The sequence below is a fragment of the Microvirga sp. genome (genome assembly GCF_014699075.1).
Taxonomy (GTDB): Bacteria; Pseudomonadota; Alphaproteobacteria; order Rhizobiales; family Beijerinckiaceae; genus Microvirga.
The window spans coordinates 247,963-263,001 of record NZ_JACXAB010000007.1 but is presented as its reverse complement, the minus strand read 5'-3'; the positions used below and the strand labels follow the sequence as shown (position 1 = coordinate 263,001).

The following is a 15,039-nucleotide window of genomic DNA, read 5'->3' as shown; positions in this document are numbered from 1 at the left end:
TCTCCTTCTGCTCTGCTTCAGATGGGAAGGGGAAGGAGAAATGTCATCACGGACGGTGCAAGCCGATCCGGGATCGAGTGGAGGATAAGCCTCTAAGCTCCCTCTCCCTGAGGGAGAGGGTTGGGGTGAGGGGTTACAGGTTGATCCGGAGAGGGCGTAACCCCTCACCCGCGCCTGAAGGCGCGACCTCTCCCACCGGGAGAGGTGACCAGCGCCACACTTGTCACACGATCCCGGATCTGTGCTGCACTCCGTCCGGGATGACAGCGCGGTCAGTGCCTGAAATGCCGGTGTCCCGTGAACACCATCGCAAGCCCCGCCTCGTCGGCGGCCTGGATCACCTCGTCGTCGCGCATGGAGCCGCCAGGCTGGATCACCGCGGTGGCGCCGGCATCCGCTGCCGCGAGCAGGCCATCCGCGAAGGGGAAGAAGGCGTCGGAGGCCACCACCGAGCCCCTGGCGAGGGTCTCGGGCAGGCCTGCTGCTTTTGCGGCTTCCGCGGCCTTCCAGGCGGCGATGCGGGAGGAATCCACGCGGCTCATCTGGCCTGCGCCGATGCCGACCGTGGCGAGGTCCTTCGCATAGACGATGGCATTCGACTTCACGTGCTTGGCGACCCGGAACGCGAAGCGCAGGTCGGCGAGCTCGCGCTCCGTCGGCGCGCGCTTCGTCACCACCTTCAGGTCCATGGCGTCGACCACGGCGTTATCCCGGTTCTGCGCCAGGAAGCCGCCCGCCACCGTGCGAAGCGTCAGGCCCGGTGCACGCGGATCGGGCAGGGTGCCTGCGAGCAGCAGGCGCAGGTTCTTCTTGGCGGCCACGATGGCGATGGCCTCCTCGCTCGCGTCGGGGGCGATGATCACCTCGGTGAAAATTTCCGTGATGGCTTTGGCGGCTTCCGCGTCGAGCGGCCGGTTCATGGCCACGATGCCGCCGAAGGCCGAGACCGGATCGCAGCGCAGGGCCTTCTCATAGGCGTCGCGAAGGCTCGCACCTTCCGCCACGCCGCAGGGGTTCGCGTGCTTGACGATCACGATGGCGGCCGAACGGTTCGGGTCGAACTCCGCCACGGCCTCATAAGCCGCGTCCGTGTCGTTGATGTTGTTGTAGGAGAGCTGCTTGCCCTGTACCTGACGAGCGGTGGCGACGCCGGGGCGGTTTTCCGGCGTGCGGTAGAAGGCGGCAGATTGGTGCGGGTTCTCGCCGTAGCGCATCACTTCGGCAATGGATCCGCCGAGTGCCCGGAACGGCGGCGTCGCATCGCCAAGCTCACTGGCAAACCAGTTGGAGATCGCAGCATCGTAGGCGGCCGTGCGGGAATAAGCCTTCTGCGCCAGGCGCCGGCGCAGGGTGAGCGTCACCGAGCCGTCGTGTTGCGCGAGATCGTCGAGAACGGCGGCGTAATCGGCGCCGTCCACCACCACGGCCACGTCGCCGTGGTTCTTCGCCGCCGCGCGGATCATCGCCGGGCCGCCGATGTCGATGTTTTCGATGCAGTCGTCATAAGGCTTGCCGGCCGCGACCGTGGCCTCGAACGGATAGAGGTTCACCACCAGAAGGTCGATGGCCTGGATGCCGTGCGCCAGCATCGCCGCCTGATGCTCCGGGTTGGCGCGGATCGCCAGGAGGCCGCCATGAACCGCCGGGTGCAGCGTCTTCACGCGCCCGTCCATCATCTCCGGAAAGCCCGTGACCTCGCTCACGTCCTTCACGGGCAGGCCCGCCTCGCTCAGTGCCTTATGCGTGCCACCGGTGGACACCAGCTCGATGCCACGATCATGGAGCGCGCGGGCAAAGTCCACGAGACCCGTCTTGTCGGATACGGAAAGCAGAGCGCGGGACACGCGCTTCAGATCGCTCGGCATGACGGCCGCTCCATCGGAGGAAAATGATGCGGGCGCGATAGCATGGGAGGCTAAGGATGGGAACCGGCAAGGCCAGAGTTTCAGACCACCCCTTGCGGCAATGGCGGGCAAATCTGTTGGTGGTCATTAACCTTCCATCGGGCCTAAACAGCGCGATTCATCTGCCAAAGCCTTCTCGATCATATCGGCACGCTCCGCCACACTCACCCTGGGCAGGATAGAAATCTTGTATCCAAGCATGGGATAGGCCTCCAGCAGGCGAAGGTATTCAGCTTCCGCTGCCTCCATATTGTGACGCCGCTCCGGATCATTGACGTATATTTCCGGCCATGGCGGCGTGAGGAACACAGTGTGGTGGTAGCAATGCAAATGAGCGAGTGAAGTGAGAACTGGCTCATGTGTCAGGTGCTGTAGGAAAGCCGCAGCATCCACTAGGCTCCTGTCAAAGAATACCCACCCATTCAGCGCGGCTGCCGCCGCTTGATCTTCCAGAGCCATAGCGATGGCACGACGGGAAAAGGCCTGTGCATCTTTCCAGGGAAGCGCCGTCCCTCCTTCTTGTAGTTCCTGTCTGACGATCCGTCGGCCAGGCTCCTCCACGATGGGGTGCCCACGCCTGCCGAGTTCAGCGAGCAAGGTAGATTTGCCACCACCTGAACAGCCGGAAATAACGACAAACCGCTCCATCTACCCTTTTCCAATCATGAGCTTGCGACCGTTTCCATCAATGGCCTCATCAAAGATACAGCCGATCAGCGCATACGCCTCACGTCCAAAAAGCTTGTCGGATGATATAACCTTTGCTAGAATTCCTGTCATGATCAAGCGCGCATCCTGGCTCACCCATCAACTCACGTACCTCAAAGGGTGCGCGGGATGGGTGTTGCGCTGATGCGTGCGTGATCATTCCCGAGGACCCTCCCGAGGCGGGTAGGGTCCTGACGTTCTCTGCTCTCCTCATGCCGATTGTGAGGAGCAAGCATGAACACCCTTTTTCATAAGCCAAGACCCAAGCCCCGCTTTGACCGGATCATTCCGACGTTCAGGACTGTTGCATCCTGGGTGGCGGGAATGGCTGCATCGTGGAACCGGTTCACCGATCGGCGGGCTTTGCAGAGGTTGGAGCACCTCAACGACCATGCGCTGCGCGACATCGGCGTGTGGCGCGAGCCCGAAGCCCGAGTCGACGAATGGTGGAGAATGAATCCGCCGCCCTAGGTGGACGAGGATCGAAAGGCCTCAGGGAATTTCAGGATTCCCTGAGGCCTGGCTCGTGAGCCTCACATTCAGAGCAGCTCAGCCTGCTCCTGCGGCTGGCCCGGCTCGAAGGTGCGCGCCAGGCGTTCGAAGCGCCAGCGCACCGTCGGCGTCTCGCTCGGGCGGACCGTCAGCACGATCTGCTCGGTGCGGCGCAGGCCGTCGGCGGTGGCGAGGAACACGCTGTCCTCGATCTGCGCCTCGATGGGGACGGCCGAGAACTGCCAGGCCTCGCGGTTAGGCAGCACCAGCATCACCACGCGGCCGCCCTGGGCGAGGCTCGCCTTGATGCCGGGCGCGAGATGGAAGCGGATGATGGCCTGGGCCGTTCCAGCATGGCCGCCCTCGCTCCAGAAATTGTCCTCGCCTTCGAGCACGTTGCCCTTGGGCGCGAGCTGCCAGCGGCGCTCATGGGTGAGGCCGAAGCGCGCCTTGTAGCCGTCGTGGCTGGCGGAGAGAAGCTGTGCGTGCTCGCGCTCGCTGCGCTCCGCCGTCACCCGTTCCGGGCCGCTGAGGATGACCGGTCCGACCCGGCGCAGGAGCCAGGCGGACATCCTGCGCTGCAGCCAGCCGCCCTTCTTGTCGACGATCTGGCAGGACGAGATGTCGTTGATGGAAGCGGTGGAATGCGCAGCCGTCGAGCGCGAGGCCTGGATGATCGGCTCAGCGGCGATCTGCGGCATGCCGCAATTGACCACGATGCGCTGCGCGGCGCTTGAGAACTCGAAGGACAGGCAGCCGGCGGACGCTTCCTGCGACAGGGGCCGCGGCGGCGGCGCGCCTACATCGGCGACGAGCAGCGTGCGTCCGGCCTCCAGGCGCTCGTAGCCGGAATGGGGCGCGTGATGGATCGGCTTGCTGCGCATGTCGTCATAGGTGAGCAGCGTTGCGAGATGGTCGGCCGCCGTCACGCCCATGCCGTTGAAATGCGAGAGCGTGCCGTCCCCATGCCGGAACAGGCGCACCATCGGCAGCATGCGGTCGACGGAGCGCAGCAGCGCCTCCGGCGTGTCGACCTCGCGGCTGGCGAACATCTGGCGCAAGGGCAGAAGATCGAACAGCAGCTCGACGACGATGCGCGGGTTGCGGCTCACATGACCGCCATCGGCCAGGATCTGGCGGTCGAGCTCACGGGCGAGCAGGCGGCTCGCGCGGCGCAAGGTGCGGTCGAGCCCTTCGCAGCACAGGCCCGCATAGCACAGCGCAATCGCCGCCATGAGCTGCTGGTAGGGCAGGGCGCCGGCGCGGATCTGGCGCTCCAGGATGCGCACATGCTGCCCGATGATCTTCAGGAACCGCTGGTAGAAGGCATGGTCGGCGCCTTCCAGGATCAGCGGCGACTGGCTGATGAAGGACATGAGCCGGCGCGCCGTGATCTCCGGGCTGCAGGCGATGCGCTTGTCGCCGAGCTTGGAGGTGACGAACTCGTCGACCAGCGAGCGGGCATTGGCCTGGGCCAGCGCCGTGCCGGCGGCGCGCAGGTGGCGCAGCCAGCCGAAGCCGTAGAGCGCCTCGCCCCAGGCCCGGCTCGGCGGGTTGAAGGCGAAGGGCGAGCGCCCGCCGGTGGTGATGGCGCGGCCCGAGAAGGCGAAGAAACCGGAATAGATGTCCGTCGCAATGGTGGGATCGGCGGTGCGCAGATCCTGCGGGGCGAAGAGCAGCCGCGTGGGCACGGGGGCGCCGGAGAGCCGGGACAGGCTCCAGACCATGCTTTCACGCGTGGCGCGGCCTGCCTCACGAGCGGCAAGCCTGTACAGACGCCAGCGATCCGGCCCGAAATCCACCCGTGGCGCTCCTCTTGTTGGCTCAAGAGCCGCCGACAAACCACCCGAGCCTCATCCTGAGGAGCAGCCGCTAGGCTGCGTCTCGAAGGACGAGGCGCCTCCAGTGCTCTCTGGACCCTCCTTCGAGACGCCTGCTCCGCAGGCTCCTCAGGATGAGGGGCTTGTTGGACGCTCCAAATCTCCGTCAACTTAAGAGAGGAGTTCCTGCTGACTGGTTAACACCCGGTAAGAGACGGTTCACCATCGTCACGATGGGGTGTGAACAAACCGTGCGACAAAGAAGCCGTCGAGGCCGGAGCGGTCGTGTTCCGCCAGCGCCATCTGGCTCGGCAGGGTGCGGAGATCGCCCTGTGGCGTGATGCACTCGTCGAAGCCGCCGATTTCGTCAGGCGTGATCGGCTGGCGGGTGAACTCAGGATGGCGCGCCAGGAAGGCCTCCGCCTGCCGCTCGCCTTCCTCGGCCTCGAGCGAACAGGTGCAGTAGACGAGACGCCCACCGGGCTTCAGCAGGCTCGCGGCCTTGTCGAGAAGACGGCTCTGGAGGCCTGCGAGCTTGCGGATGTCCTCCTCGGACTTGGTCCAGGCCACGTCCGGGTGGCGGCGGATGGTGCCGGTGGCCGAACACGGGGCATCGAGCAGGATGGCGTCGAAAGGCTCGGCGTCGAGCTTTTCCGCATCGATGGCGCGGGTCTCGGCCTTGAGGTTCAGGCGGGCGAGGTTTTCTTCCAACCGAACCAGACGCTTCGCCGAACGGTCGACGGCGAGCACCTCGGCGCCTGCGGCGGCAATCTGGGCGGTCTTGCCGCCAGGCGCGGCGCAGAGATCCGCGATGCGCTCGCCGGGCTTGGCCTGCAGCAGGCGGGCCGGCAGGGCGGCGGCGGCGTCCTGCACCCACCATTCACCCTCGTCGAAGCCTGGAAGCTCGCGAATGGCGGTGCGTTCCCTCAACCGGATGCTGCCGGTGGGCAGGAGAACGCCGCCCAGGCGCTCGGCCCAGGCTTCCGGATTGCTCTTCACCGTCAGATCGACGGAGGCGAGCGAGCGGTGCGCCTCGGCAATCGTCTGGGCCGATGCCTCGCCGTATTGCGCGATCCAGCGCTCCTCCAGCCAGGTGGGCGTGTCGAGCCATGGGTCGTTCTCGGCCAGGATCGCCTCGCGCTCGCGGGCGACCCGGCGCAGGACGGCGTTGATGAAGCCGCCCGCGTGATGGAGCTTGGGGTCGTTCTGCGCCAGCTGCACGGCGCTGTCGACGACCGCATGGTCGGGCACGTCGAGGTACAGGATCTGCGCCGCCCCGGTGGCGAGCAGGTGCATCAGGCGCTCGTCCTTGGGCGGCTTGTTGAGCCGCTCCCGCAAGGCGTGCCCGAGGGTCCCGAGGCGGCGGAAGGTCACGATGGCGATGGCCCGCGCCAGCGCCTCGTCGCGGGACGAGAGGTTTTCCGCCCGGGCGAGCTCCTCCATCACGTCGTCGAGCGGCACGCGCCGCTTGAGGGTTTCCGTCACAGCCATCCAGGCGAGGCGGCGGGGGCCAAGGCCCGATTGTTCGTCCGACTGACTCAAAATTTATCCCCAAGGCCCGCGGCGGGTGCCGGTCGAACCTGAAACGGAGCCCCCAGAAGATCCCCCGAGGGGACCCCATGGGCCCGATGAACTCTGCGTGAAGAAGCCGCTTTGCGGCGCCGATCCCATCTCCTGCGCCAAAGCGTGGAGCGCGGCAATCCGGTTTTCCGTCGCGGGATGGGTGGAGAACAGGTTGTCCACGCCTTGGCCCGACAGCGGGTTGATGATGAAGAGTGAGGCGGTGGCAGGCCGCCGCTCCGCATCCGGGTTCGGAATATGCGCCACGCCGCCGGCGATGCGGGCCAGCGCGGAGGCCAGCGCTAGGGGCTGGCCCGAGATCGCGGCCCCATCCGGTCGGCGTCGTATTCCCGCGAGCGGCTGATCGCCATCTGGATGATCATGGCGGCGATAGGCGCCAGCAGCGCGGTGGCGAGCATCACGATGGGATTGGGCCGTTCGTCGCCGCGTCCGCCGAACAGGAAGCCGAACTGCGCCAGGGTCGCAATGGCGCCGGCAACCGTCGCGCTCACCGTCATGATCAGCGTGTCGCGGTTCCTGATATGGGCAAGCTCGTGCGCCATCACGCCGGCGATCTCATCGCGGGAGAGCATGTTGAGCAGGCCCGTGGTGGCGGCCACCGCCGCATTGTCCGGGTTGCGCCCGGTGGCGAACGCATTGGGCTGCGCGTTGTCGATGAGATAGACCCGCGGCATGGGAAGCCCCGCGCGGTGACTGAGATCGCGCACCATGTGGACGCGTTCGGGCGCGGTATGCTCGTCCACCTCGACGGCGTGATGGGCGGCGAGCGCCAGCCGGTCCGAGTTCCAGTAGGCGAAGAGGTTGGTGGCCAAGCCAAAGCCCAGCGCGATCATCATGCCGGTGCCGCCACCCAGGAGATAACCGACGCCGCCGAACAGGGCCATGAGGCCCGCGAGCAGCATTCCGGTCTTGACGGTGTTCATCGGGGTCTCCACCTCGTGGTCAACACGGTATCCATCCTCCAAACCCCTATGTGGGAACGGTCCAGCTCTCTCCCAAGAGGAGCGGGAATCGGTATAAGGCCTCTCATGAGCACGAACGACAACACCCCTCCGGACCACCCCATCGAGGGCGCGGCCCCCGGCAAGCCCCTGTCGCCCGCAGCCCAGCGGGCGCTCGAGGAAGCGGCTCAGCGCCGGCTCGACATCGACGCCCGCGCGGCCGAAATCGCCAAGCAGAAGGAACTCCAGGGCCGTGGCGGCCTCGAGCCCGTCCGCTACGAGGATTGGGAAGTGAAAGGCCTGGCGAGCGATTTTTAAAGACAGCGGCTTGCATGGTTAGATCTGACGCCCGACTTTACCGATACAACATATACGCATACGGTATGCACATATATACTCGGGAGATGTTGCTATGCCTAAGCCAATTGGAGCCGTGAGGGATCGCCGCCCGACCAATGTCACGCTCCCTGTCGAGCTTGTCGCTGAAGCGAAAGCCCTCGACATCAATGTCTCTCAAGCTTGCGAAAGCGGGTTGGCTCGCTCGGTGGCAGAGGCCCGAAGAGCGCGCTGGCTCGAAGACAACAAGGACGCTATCGGGGCATACAACGAAATGGTCGAACGGGATGGATTGCCACTGGATGAGTTCCGGCGATTCTGATGAGCCAGTTCGACGTTTACGCCGGGGTCGGCCGCTCCGGCAGGCTTGTGGTCGACCTGCAATCCAATATCCTGGGACCGATCGCCACCCGCATCGTCGCGCCGCTCTTCCAGCAAAGCGAGGCACCGGTCCTCACTGAATTGACGCCGACGGTTCGCCTCGATGGACATGATCTCGTTGTCATGATCCCGTTGATGGCATCAATCCCGGTCCGAGAACTGCAGCGCCCTGTCGGTTCGCTTGCTTCCGATCAGGATGCCATCAAACGGGCGCTCGATCTTCTGTTCCTTGGGTTTTGACGATACGGTAGGGCATCAGCTCGATAGAAATCCGGAAATCTGAAAATTTTTCGGGCCTCATGCGGGAGGAAAGACTGCGCTCCGCTGTCGACCGGGGCCGCATCGTCGGGGTCTATATCGTCCGCAATCCCGAAAAGCTCCGGCATCTGGCCGATCTGGCACACTGAGCGCAACTGGGCGAATGCCGGCGCGCCTATGGAATGCCCCGGGCTCGCCTGGCGCAGGCATCGGCATAATCCTCGGCCGCCTTGCCGGACATGGCCTTCGATTCCTCGACGCATTTCACCACTGCCATCTCCTGGGCCATGATCCGGTTCTGGATGCGAGCGTTCACCTGCGCGTTATGGGCGTTGAGCATGCCTCTGTTGATGGCGTGAGCGGCACCCGCACCCATTCCCGACGGGTCCGCTGATCCGGCCACCGAGATGGCCGTTGCCGCCACGCCCGTTGCCGTGGACTCGGCCTGAAGCTCCGCCATCAAGGCGTCCGCCTGCGCGTGTCCGGAGGCATAGGGCTGCGTCTGGCATCCGGCCAGCGCAACAGCAAACGGGATCAGGATCGAAAGGAGAGCGGCACGCATGAGGTCACCATCTTCGGAAATGCGCGCCAGCATAGCTCCCGCGAGAGGCATTCGCCCCCTCCGTTCAGAGGGGAAAACCATCCACGCCTGATGGATCCCACGACGTTGCGGAGCCGCATCGCCGGTTCTAGTCTGCCGCTGAAACGGGAAGGGCAGCATGGGCGGGGCGGCACGGCTGGAGATGTTCCGGGATCTTCTGAGCGACGCTCATCGCGCGCTCGATCTCACGTTCGGCTTCGAGCTGTGGGACGGCTCGACGATTCCGGCGGATCTGCCGTCCTACGCCATGCGCCTCGTGATCCGGCGCGAGAGCGTGATCGCGGCGCTTGTCCGCCGTCCCAACCTCGACACCGTGCTCAACGCTGTTGTGGCAGGCCTGCTCGACCTCAAAAACGGCACCCTGTTCGATCTGGCCGATCAGCGCCCGCAGAAGGTCGCGCGCCGCCTGAAGGCGGTAAGCAAGCGCAAGGCGCTGAAGGTCGCCTACCACTTCCTGCGCGCCCCCGCCCACATGCCGCGTCCGCTCGATCGCGTCGAGGACAACCCGGACGCGCGCGACGGCAGGCCCCAGACCAACAAGAAGAACGTCGCCTATCACTACGACGTGTCGAACGATTTCTACCGGCTCTTTCTCGATCCGGAGATGGTCTATACCTGCGCCTACTTCCAGCCGGACTGGCACGACGACCTCGCCCGTGCGCAACGGGACAAGCTCGACATGATCTGCCGCAAGCTGCGGCTCAAGCCCAATGAGCGCCTGCTCGATATCGGCTGCGGCTGGGGCGCGCTCATCTGCCATGCGGCGCAGCATTACGGCGTGAAGGCCACCGGCGTGACGCTCGCCGAAGAACAGGCGAAGCTCGCCAGGGACAAGATCGCGCGGCTGGGCTTGCAGGACCGCGTCGAGGTGCTGGTGAAGGATTTCACGCAAGTCGAAGGCGAGTTCGACAAGATCTCCTCCATCGGCATGTTCGAGCAGGTGGGGATTGCCAACTACCCCGCCTATTTCAGCGCCGTGCATCGCCTGCTCAGGCCGCGCGGGCTCTATCTCCACCACACCATCGCGCGGCGCGCCAAGCGCAGCGACAGGGCGTTCCGGAAGCTCAAGCCCGAGTACAAGGCGCTCACCCGCTACATCTTTCCCGGCGGCGAGCTCGATCACTTAGGGATGTCCATCTCCAACCTGGAGCGCCACGGTTTCGAGGTGCACGACGTGGAGGCCTGGCGCGAGCATTACCAGCGCACCACGCGCCTGTGGTGGGAGAATCTCAACGCCCGCCGCAAGGAGGCGGAGGCGCTGGTCGGCCCCGAGAAGACCCGCATGTGGCTGCTCTACCTCGCCGGCTGCTCGCTCGCCTTCGAGCGTGGGGCCGTAGGCGTGAACCAGACGCTCGCCTCCAAGCGCACGCGAGGACCGTCGGGCCTGCCGCCGTCGCGGGCGGATTTGTATTCATAGAGCATTGAGCCGTTAGGCATAAACGCGTCAAGGACGGCGCAAGAGCATCCTCAGCAGCACTATGCCAGATGCCAATATGGCGAGGCCTAGGCCTAGAATGATCGGGCCGAAAGGCGGAAACATCACTATGACGATGCCATAGACCGAGAGGAGCACCCCGCACAGGCAGACTAAGAAGAGGAGGATGACAGCAATCACTTCCAGCAGCGAGCGCCAGATTGATTGATTGTGTTGTTTGCTGTTCTCCATTGATGCCTCTGCTCTCCTCGATTGCCATAGAGACCGAAAGTGGAGAGGTCGGCAAGAATAATGTTACGAATTTCTGGCGCTCCTGAGACTAAGGCACCACCACCACCCGCGTGCCCACATTCACCTGATCGTAGAGGTGCACGATGTCCTCGTTGAGCATGCGGATGCAGCCGTAGGAGGCATAAGTGCCGATGGAGCTCGGGCGGTTGGTGCCGTGGATGGCGTATTCGTCGAGATTGAGGGTCAGCGCCCGTGCGCCCATGGGATTGTTGGGTGCGCCGCCGGGGATCACGTCGGGCAGGCGCGGGTTGTCGCGCTTCACCTCGGCGGGCGGCGACCAGGCGGGCCGCACGTATTTGCCGTCGATCTGCGCCTCGCCGAACCATTGCTTGCCGGGCTTGCCCACGGCCACCCGGTAGCGCAGGGCCGTGCCGTCGCCGCGCACGTAATAGAGCCGCCGCTCCGCCGTCTTGATCACGATGGTGCCGGGCGAAACCCCCGCCTGGAACGGCACGACCTCGCGGGCCGATGCGCCATGGGCACTAACGGCAATGCCGAGAGCGGTGGCGAAGGCCAATGCGGCGCGGATGCTCATGGGTCGAACCCTCCTGCAAGAAATCAGTGAGGGTGAGACGCGAGAGATAAGGCTACGGTTCCACGCCGCTCAGGCGAGGCGGATCAGATGGCCGGGTCCCAGGAGAACATGTCGTCCGCGGCCGTTCTCGAATCGGGCTTGGACGCGCGATTCATCATGCGCGCATAAAGCCGCTTCACGGTGGCGCTGGCGGTGGTCGTGAAGAGAAACGGCAGGAAGGCATGAACAAGCGCCGCGAGACCCGCCAGCAGAAGCGGGCCCGCGAAGCTCAGGGCCACACCCATATGCTCGCCATAGGACTCGCCCACGGCTTCGGGGTGGTCGGTGAAGAGCCGCTTCAAGGACATGGAATGCTCCCTCAGAGAACGTGTCTTGGACTGCACGGGTGGAGATCAAAATCCTTGGAAGACAAGCGGGCTGAATTGGGGCGAGCGCGATGCTATTCCTTACAATTCGGAGTTAGAAACCGTCGCAAAAGAAATGGCCGGGACGAGCCCGGCCACCCCACATCGTCCTCAGGTGACGCGGTGTTTTAAGCCGCCTGCGTGCGCTTGTTCTGGCGGTTGGTGATGAGATCATCGACCACCCCAGGATCGGCCAGCGTCGAGGTGTCGCCGAGCGAGCCGAACTCATCCTCGGCGATCTTGCGCAGGATGCGGCGCATGATCTTGCCGGAGCGGGTCTTGGGCAGGCCGGGGGCGAACTGGATCAGGTCGGGCGACGCGATGGGGCCGATTTCCTTGCGCACCCAGGCCACCAGCTCCTTGCGCAGCTCCTCCGAGGGCTCTTCGCCGGCCATCAGGGTCACATAGGCGTAGATGCCCTGGCCCTTGATGTCGTGCGGATAGCCCACCACGGCGGCTTCCGACACCTTCGGATGCGCCACGAGGGCGGATTCCACTTCAGCCGTGCCCATGCGGTGGCCGGACACGTTGATCACGTCGTCCACGCGGCCGGTGATCCAGTAATAGCCGTCCGCATCCCGCCTACAGCCGTCGCCGGTGAAGTATTTGCCCGGATAGGTGGAGAAGTAGGTCTGCACGAAGCGCTCGTGATCGCCATAAACCGTGCGCATCTGGCCGGGCCAGGAATCGGCGATCACGAGATTGCCCTCGGCCGCGCCCTCCAGCACCTTGCCTTCCGCATCCACCACCTGCGGCTGCACGCCGAAGAAGGGCTTCGTGGCCGATCCCGGCTTGAGCTTGGTGGCGCCGGGCAGCGGGGCAATCAGGATGCCGCCGGTCTCCGTCTGCCACCAGGTGTCGACGATGGGGCAGCGGCTGTCGCCGACCACGCGGTGGTACCATTCCCAGGCTTCCGGGTTGATCGGCTCGCCCACGGAGCCGAGCAGGCGCAGCGACTTGCGCGCGGTCCTCTTCACCGGCTCCTCGCCCGCCTGCATGAGCGAGCGGATCGCCGTGGGGGCCGTGTAGAAGATGTTGACCCCGTGCTTGTCGATCACCTCCCAGAAGCGCGAGATCGACGGATAGGTGGGCACGCCCTCGAACATCAGCGTGGTGGCGCCGTTCGCGAGCGGCCCGTAGAGGATGTAGGAATGGCCCGTGACCCAGCCCACGTCGGCGGTGCACCAGTAGATGTCGCCGTCGTGATAATCGAAGACGTATTGGTGCGTCATCGCCGCGTGGACGAGATAGCCGCCCGTGGTGTGCAGCACGCCCTTCGGGGTGCCGGTCGAGCCTGACGTGTAGAGGATGAACAGCGGGTCCTCCGCGTTCATTTCCTCATAGGGGCACTCGTCGGAGACCTGCGCTGCCGCCTCGTCGTAATAGACGTCGCGGCCCGGCAGCATGTTCACCGCGCCGCCCGTGCGGCGCACCACCAGCACGTGGTCGACCACGCCGGCGCCGACGCGCTCGAGGGCCGCGTCCACGTTCACCTTCAGCGGAACCTTGCGGCCGCCGCGCAGGCCCTCGTCGGCCGTGACGATGAAGGCGGATTTCGCGTCCTGGATGCGGCTGGCGAGCGAATCCGGCGAGAAGCCGCCGAACACCACCGAGTGGATGGCCCCGAGCCGCGCGCAGGCGAGCATGGCATAGGCCGCTTCCGGGATCATCGGCATGTAGATCGTGACGCGGTCGCCCTTCTCCACGCCGCGGTTGCGCATGATGTTGGCCATGCGGTTCACCTGCGCGGCGAGCTCGCGGTAGGTGATCTTCTTCGATTCGGACGGATCGTCGCCTTCCCAGATGATGGCGACCTGATCGCCGCGGGTGTGGAGGTGCCGGTCGACGCAGTTATAGGCCACGTTGGTGACGCCGTCTTCGAACCAGCGGATCGAGACATTCTCAGGGCCGAAATTGGTGTTCTTGATCCGGGAAGGCGCCTTGAACCAGTGGATGCGCTTTGCTTCCTCGGCCCAGAAGGCCTCCGGGTCCTTGGTGGACGCCTCGTACTTGGCCCGGTAGCCCGCCTCGTCCAGATAGGCGCGGTGGGTCCACTCGGACGGCACGTCGTAGATCTTCTCTTCCATGGCGCTTCTCCCAGACATTTTCGGGATGAATTTAGCGCTAGATGTACGGAAAGAGCCAGGGGTCGGGCAAGCGGGGCCGGGATCGGACTTTGGTCTTTGCTACTTTCGGGGTGCAGTGCACAAGCGCGGCAGAGACACCGGGAGCGGGCGACCGCGCAAGAGCCAGTTCCCTATGCCGATGCAACCGGGTTCGGCACAATTGCCGCGCAGCGTTGTTATCGCCCCGTCAGTCATTGATCGGAGCCGCTCCCGCCGTGGGGCGCGACAGGACATGCAAGGATGATAGCCGGCCCTCACTCGCCTCAAGCCCTGATGATCCGCAAGCTGGACAGCATCTTTCCCCTGTCCGAGGAGGAGAGGCAGGCCCTTCGGGACGTGCCCGTGCAGGTCACGGTTCTCAAGGCGGATCAGGACGTCGTGCGCATCGGCGACCGGCCCTCCCAGTGTTGCCTGCTGCTGGAGGGCATCACCCAGGTCTACAAGCTCACCACCGAGGGCAAGCGCCAGATCATGGCCTTCCATGTTCCCGGCGACATTCCCGACCTGCAGAGCCTGCACCTGGAGGTCATGGACAACAGCGTCGCCACGATCAGCCCCTGCACGGTCGGGTTCATCCAGCATGAGCACATGCGCCGGGTGTGCGAGCGCCATCCCCGCATCGCCGCTGCCTTCTGGCGCGAGACCCTGGTGGATGCCTCGATCTTCCGGGAATGGCTGCTCAACGTCGGACGGCGCGAGGCCTATACCCGGCTGGCTCATCTTCTGTGCGAGTTCCTGGTGCGCCTGAAGGCGGTGGGGCTCGTGGAGGACGACACCTTCGACCTGCCCATCACCCAGGTTGAGCTGGCCGATGCCATCGGCACCAGCAATGTTCACGTGAACCGGGTTCTCCAGGCCATGCGGGCGAACGGCCTCGTCCAGACCAGGGGCACCCAGTTGATCGTCCCCGATTGGGAACGCCTGAAGGAGGCGGGCGAGTTCGACCCGCTCTACCTGCATCTGGAGCGGGAGGGCGACGCATGAGCCTCACCCTTCAGCCTGTCCGGGTGCACACCGGCTTCGAAGAAGAAGGCGTGCTGGTGTTCGACGGGAGCCAGCGGCTGGTGGCCGTGCTGGTGCGGTTGTCGGACCGGAACGAGGTGGCGCCGGGGCAATGGTTCCTGGAGGCGGGCTTCGGCCCCTTGGGCGGCGTGAACTATCCGGCCTTTGCCGACCTGGATGCGGCCCAGGACTGGATCGGACAGCGTCTCACCCAGCGGCTCTGA

General features: G+C 65.1%; 17 protein-coding genes and 1 pseudogene. 7 read left to right on the top strand and 11 right to left on the bottom strand.

All coding sequences use genetic code 11. The features are described from left to right. Window positions 1-272: 272 nt before the first annotated feature. The 3 genes from purH to IC232_RS14170 all read right to left on the bottom strand — a co-directional run bounded on the left by purH (window position 273) and on the right by IC232_RS14170 (window position 2,708). Window positions 273-1,865: a bifunctional phosphoribosylaminoimidazolecarboxamide formyltransferase/IMP cyclohydrolase gene (purH, locus tag IC232_RS14180; protein WP_190845615.1), complete on the bottom strand. Its 1,593-nt coding sequence runs from the start codon at window positions 1,863-1,865 to the stop codon at window positions 273-275. A 126-nt stretch (window positions 1,866-1,991) separates the two neighbouring features. Further along, on the bottom strand, window positions 1,992-2,552 hold the full coding sequence (locus tag IC232_RS14175) for an AAA family ATPase (protein WP_190845614.1): 561 nt from the start codon (window positions 2,550-2,552) through the stop codon (window positions 1,992-1,994). Next, window positions 2,553-2,708 carry a hypothetical protein gene (locus IC232_RS14170; RefSeq protein ID WP_190845613.1) on the bottom strand — a complete coding sequence of 52 codons (156 nt, stop codon included), beginning with the start codon at window positions 2,706-2,708 and terminating at the stop codon, window positions 2,553-2,555. 138 nt (window positions 2,709-2,846) lie between these two features. On the opposite strand from IC232_RS14170, the gene IC232_RS14165 reads away from it, so the two are divergent. Next, window positions 2,847-3,083 (top strand): hypothetical protein, encoded by a 237-nt coding sequence (locus IC232_RS14165; protein ID WP_190845612.1) that lies wholly within the window; start codon window positions 2,847-2,849, stop codon window positions 3,081-3,083. 68 nt (window positions 3,084-3,151) lie between these two features. On the opposite strand, the gene IC232_RS14160 is transcribed toward IC232_RS14165, so the two are convergent. The 3 genes and pseudogenes from IC232_RS14160 to htpX all read right to left on the bottom strand — a co-directional run bounded on the left by IC232_RS14160 (window position 3,152) and on the right by htpX (window position 7,428). Beyond that, entirely contained in the window at window positions 3,152-4,906 is a 1,755-nt protein-coding gene (locus IC232_RS14160) for a heparinase II/III family protein (protein WP_190845611.1), read from the bottom strand. A gap of 246 nt (window positions 4,907-5,152) precedes the next feature. Beyond that, window positions 5,153-6,466, bottom strand: coding sequence for a 16S rRNA (cytosine(967)-C(5))-methyltransferase RsmB (rsmB, locus tag IC232_RS14155; protein WP_281413388.1), 1,314 nt, complete (start codon window positions 6,464-6,466; stop codon window positions 5,153-5,155). A 3-nt stretch (window positions 6,467-6,469) separates the two neighbouring features. After that, window positions 6,470-7,428 (bottom strand): annotated as a pseudogene (gene htpX, locus IC232_RS14150) (zinc metalloprotease HtpX). Between the two features lie 105 nt (window positions 7,429-7,533). Here htpX and IC232_RS14145 point away from each other — a divergent pair. From IC232_RS14145 to IC232_RS14135, 3 genes are all read left to right on the top strand, one after another. Continuing rightward, a complete protein-coding gene (locus tag IC232_RS14145) occupies window positions 7,534-7,764 on the top strand; it encodes a DUF1674 domain-containing protein (RefSeq protein ID WP_190845610.1) in 231 nt (76 codons plus the stop codon). 94 nt (window positions 7,765-7,858) lie between these two features. Next, window positions 7,859-8,104, top strand: a complete 246-nt coding sequence (locus IC232_RS14140; RefSeq protein WP_190845609.1) for a type II toxin-antitoxin system CcdA family antitoxin — start codon at window positions 7,859-7,861, stop codon at window positions 8,102-8,104. Continuing rightward, a complete protein-coding gene (locus tag IC232_RS14135) occupies window positions 8,104-8,403 on the top strand; it encodes a CcdB family protein (protein WP_190845608.1) in 300 nt (99 codons plus the stop codon). Before IC232_RS14140 ends, IC232_RS14135 begins: the two co-directional genes overlap by 1 nt. Window positions 8,404-8,596: 193 nt before the next feature. On the opposite strand, the gene IC232_RS14130 is transcribed toward IC232_RS14135, so the two are convergent. Further along, window positions 8,597-9,034 (bottom strand): hypothetical protein, encoded by a 438-nt coding sequence (locus IC232_RS14130; RefSeq protein WP_190845607.1) that lies wholly within the window; start codon window positions 9,032-9,034, stop codon window positions 8,597-8,599. 106 nt (window positions 9,035-9,140) lie between these two features. Between IC232_RS14130 and IC232_RS14125 the strand changes: the two genes are divergently transcribed. Beyond that, window positions 9,141-10,439, top strand: a complete 1,299-nt coding sequence (locus IC232_RS14125) for a class I SAM-dependent methyltransferase (RefSeq protein ID WP_190845606.1) — start codon at window positions 9,141-9,143, stop codon at window positions 10,437-10,439. 27 nt (window positions 10,440-10,466) lie between these two features. On the opposite strand, the gene IC232_RS14120 is transcribed toward IC232_RS14125, so the two are convergent. The 4 genes from IC232_RS14120 to acs all read right to left on the bottom strand — a co-directional run bounded on the left by IC232_RS14120 (window position 10,467) and on the right by acs (window position 13,774). Beyond that, a complete protein-coding gene (locus IC232_RS14120) occupies window positions 10,467-10,688 on the bottom strand; it encodes a hypothetical protein (RefSeq protein ID WP_190845605.1) in 222 nt (73 codons plus the stop codon). A gap of 88 nt (window positions 10,689-10,776) precedes the next feature. After that, entirely contained in the window at window positions 10,777-11,283 is a 507-nt protein-coding gene (locus tag IC232_RS14115; protein WP_190845604.1) for a L,D-transpeptidase, read from the bottom strand. Between the two features lie 83 nt (window positions 11,284-11,366). After that, window positions 11,367-11,630: a DUF6356 family protein gene (locus tag IC232_RS14110; protein ID WP_210335359.1), complete on the bottom strand. Its 264-nt coding sequence runs from the start codon at window positions 11,628-11,630 to the stop codon at window positions 11,367-11,369. Between the two features lie 185 nt (window positions 11,631-11,815). After that, the gene (gene acs / locus IC232_RS14105) at window positions 11,816-13,774 is read right to left on the bottom strand and encodes an acetate--CoA ligase (protein WP_190845603.1); all 1,959 of its coding nucleotides are present in this window, start codon (window positions 13,772-13,774) and stop codon (window positions 11,816-11,818) included. A 279-nt stretch (window positions 13,775-14,053) separates the two neighbouring features. On the opposite strand from acs, the gene IC232_RS14100 reads away from it, so the two are divergent. Both IC232_RS14100 and IC232_RS14095 read left to right on the top strand, forming a co-directional pair. Continuing rightward, window positions 14,054-14,797 carry a Crp/Fnr family transcriptional regulator gene (locus IC232_RS14100; protein WP_190845602.1) on the top strand — a complete coding sequence of 248 codons (744 nt, stop codon included), beginning with the start codon at window positions 14,054-14,056 and terminating at the stop codon, window positions 14,795-14,797. Next, window positions 14,794-15,039, top strand: a complete 246-nt coding sequence (locus IC232_RS14095) for a hypothetical protein (RefSeq protein WP_190845601.1) — start codon at window positions 14,794-14,796, stop codon at window positions 15,037-15,039. The genes IC232_RS14100 and IC232_RS14095 overlap by 4 nt, the downstream gene beginning before the upstream one ends.

Bases quoted from the DNA above. Each gene is read 5' to 3' on its own strand.
- IC232_RS14120 (WP_190845605.1), bottom strand. From the start codon at position 10,688: ATGGAGAACAGCAAACAACACAATCAATCAATCTGGCGCTCGCTGCTG.
- IC232_RS14140 (WP_190845609.1), top strand. From the start codon at position 7,859: ATGCCTAAGCCAATTGGAGCCGTGAGGGATCGCCGCCCGACCAATGTC.
- IC232_RS14130 (WP_190845607.1), bottom strand. From the start codon at position 9,034: ATGCCTCTCGCGGGAGCTATGCTGGCGCGCATTTCCGAAGATGGTGAC.
- IC232_RS14135 (WP_190845608.1), top strand. From the start codon at position 8,104: ATGAGCCAGTTCGACGTTTACGCCGGGGTCGGCCGCTCCGGCAGGCTT.
- acs (WP_190845603.1), bottom strand. From the start codon at position 13,774: ATGGAAGAGAAGATCTACGACGTGCCGTCCGAGTGGACCCACCGCGCC.
- IC232_RS14165 (WP_190845612.1), top strand. From the start codon at position 2,847: ATGAACACCCTTTTTCATAAGCCAAGACCCAAGCCCCGCTTTGACCGG.
- IC232_RS14125 (WP_190845606.1), top strand. From the start codon at position 9,141: ATGGGCGGGGCGGCACGGCTGGAGATGTTCCGGGATCTTCTGAGCGAC.
- IC232_RS14095 (WP_190845601.1), top strand. From the start codon at position 14,794: ATGAGCCTCACCCTTCAGCCTGTCCGGGTGCACACCGGCTTCGAAGAA.
- purH (WP_190845615.1), bottom strand. From the start codon at position 1,865: ATGCCGAGCGATCTGAAGCGCGTGTCCCGCGCTCTGCTTTCCGTATCC.
- IC232_RS14175 (WP_190845614.1), bottom strand. From the start codon at position 2,552: ATGGAGCGGTTTGTCGTTATTTCCGGCTGTTCAGGTGGTGGCAAATCT.
- IC232_RS14110 (WP_210335359.1), bottom strand. From the start codon at position 11,630: ATGTCCTTGAAGCGGCTCTTCACCGACCACCCCGAAGCCGTGGGCGAG.
- IC232_RS14100 (WP_190845602.1), top strand. From the start codon at position 14,054: ATGATAGCCGGCCCTCACTCGCCTCAAGCCCTGATGATCCGCAAGCTG.
- IC232_RS14115 (WP_190845604.1), bottom strand. From the start codon at position 11,283: ATGAGCATCCGCGCCGCATTGGCCTTCGCCACCGCTCTCGGCATTGCC.
- IC232_RS14145 (WP_190845610.1), top strand. From the start codon at position 7,534: ATGAGCACGAACGACAACACCCCTCCGGACCACCCCATCGAGGGCGCG.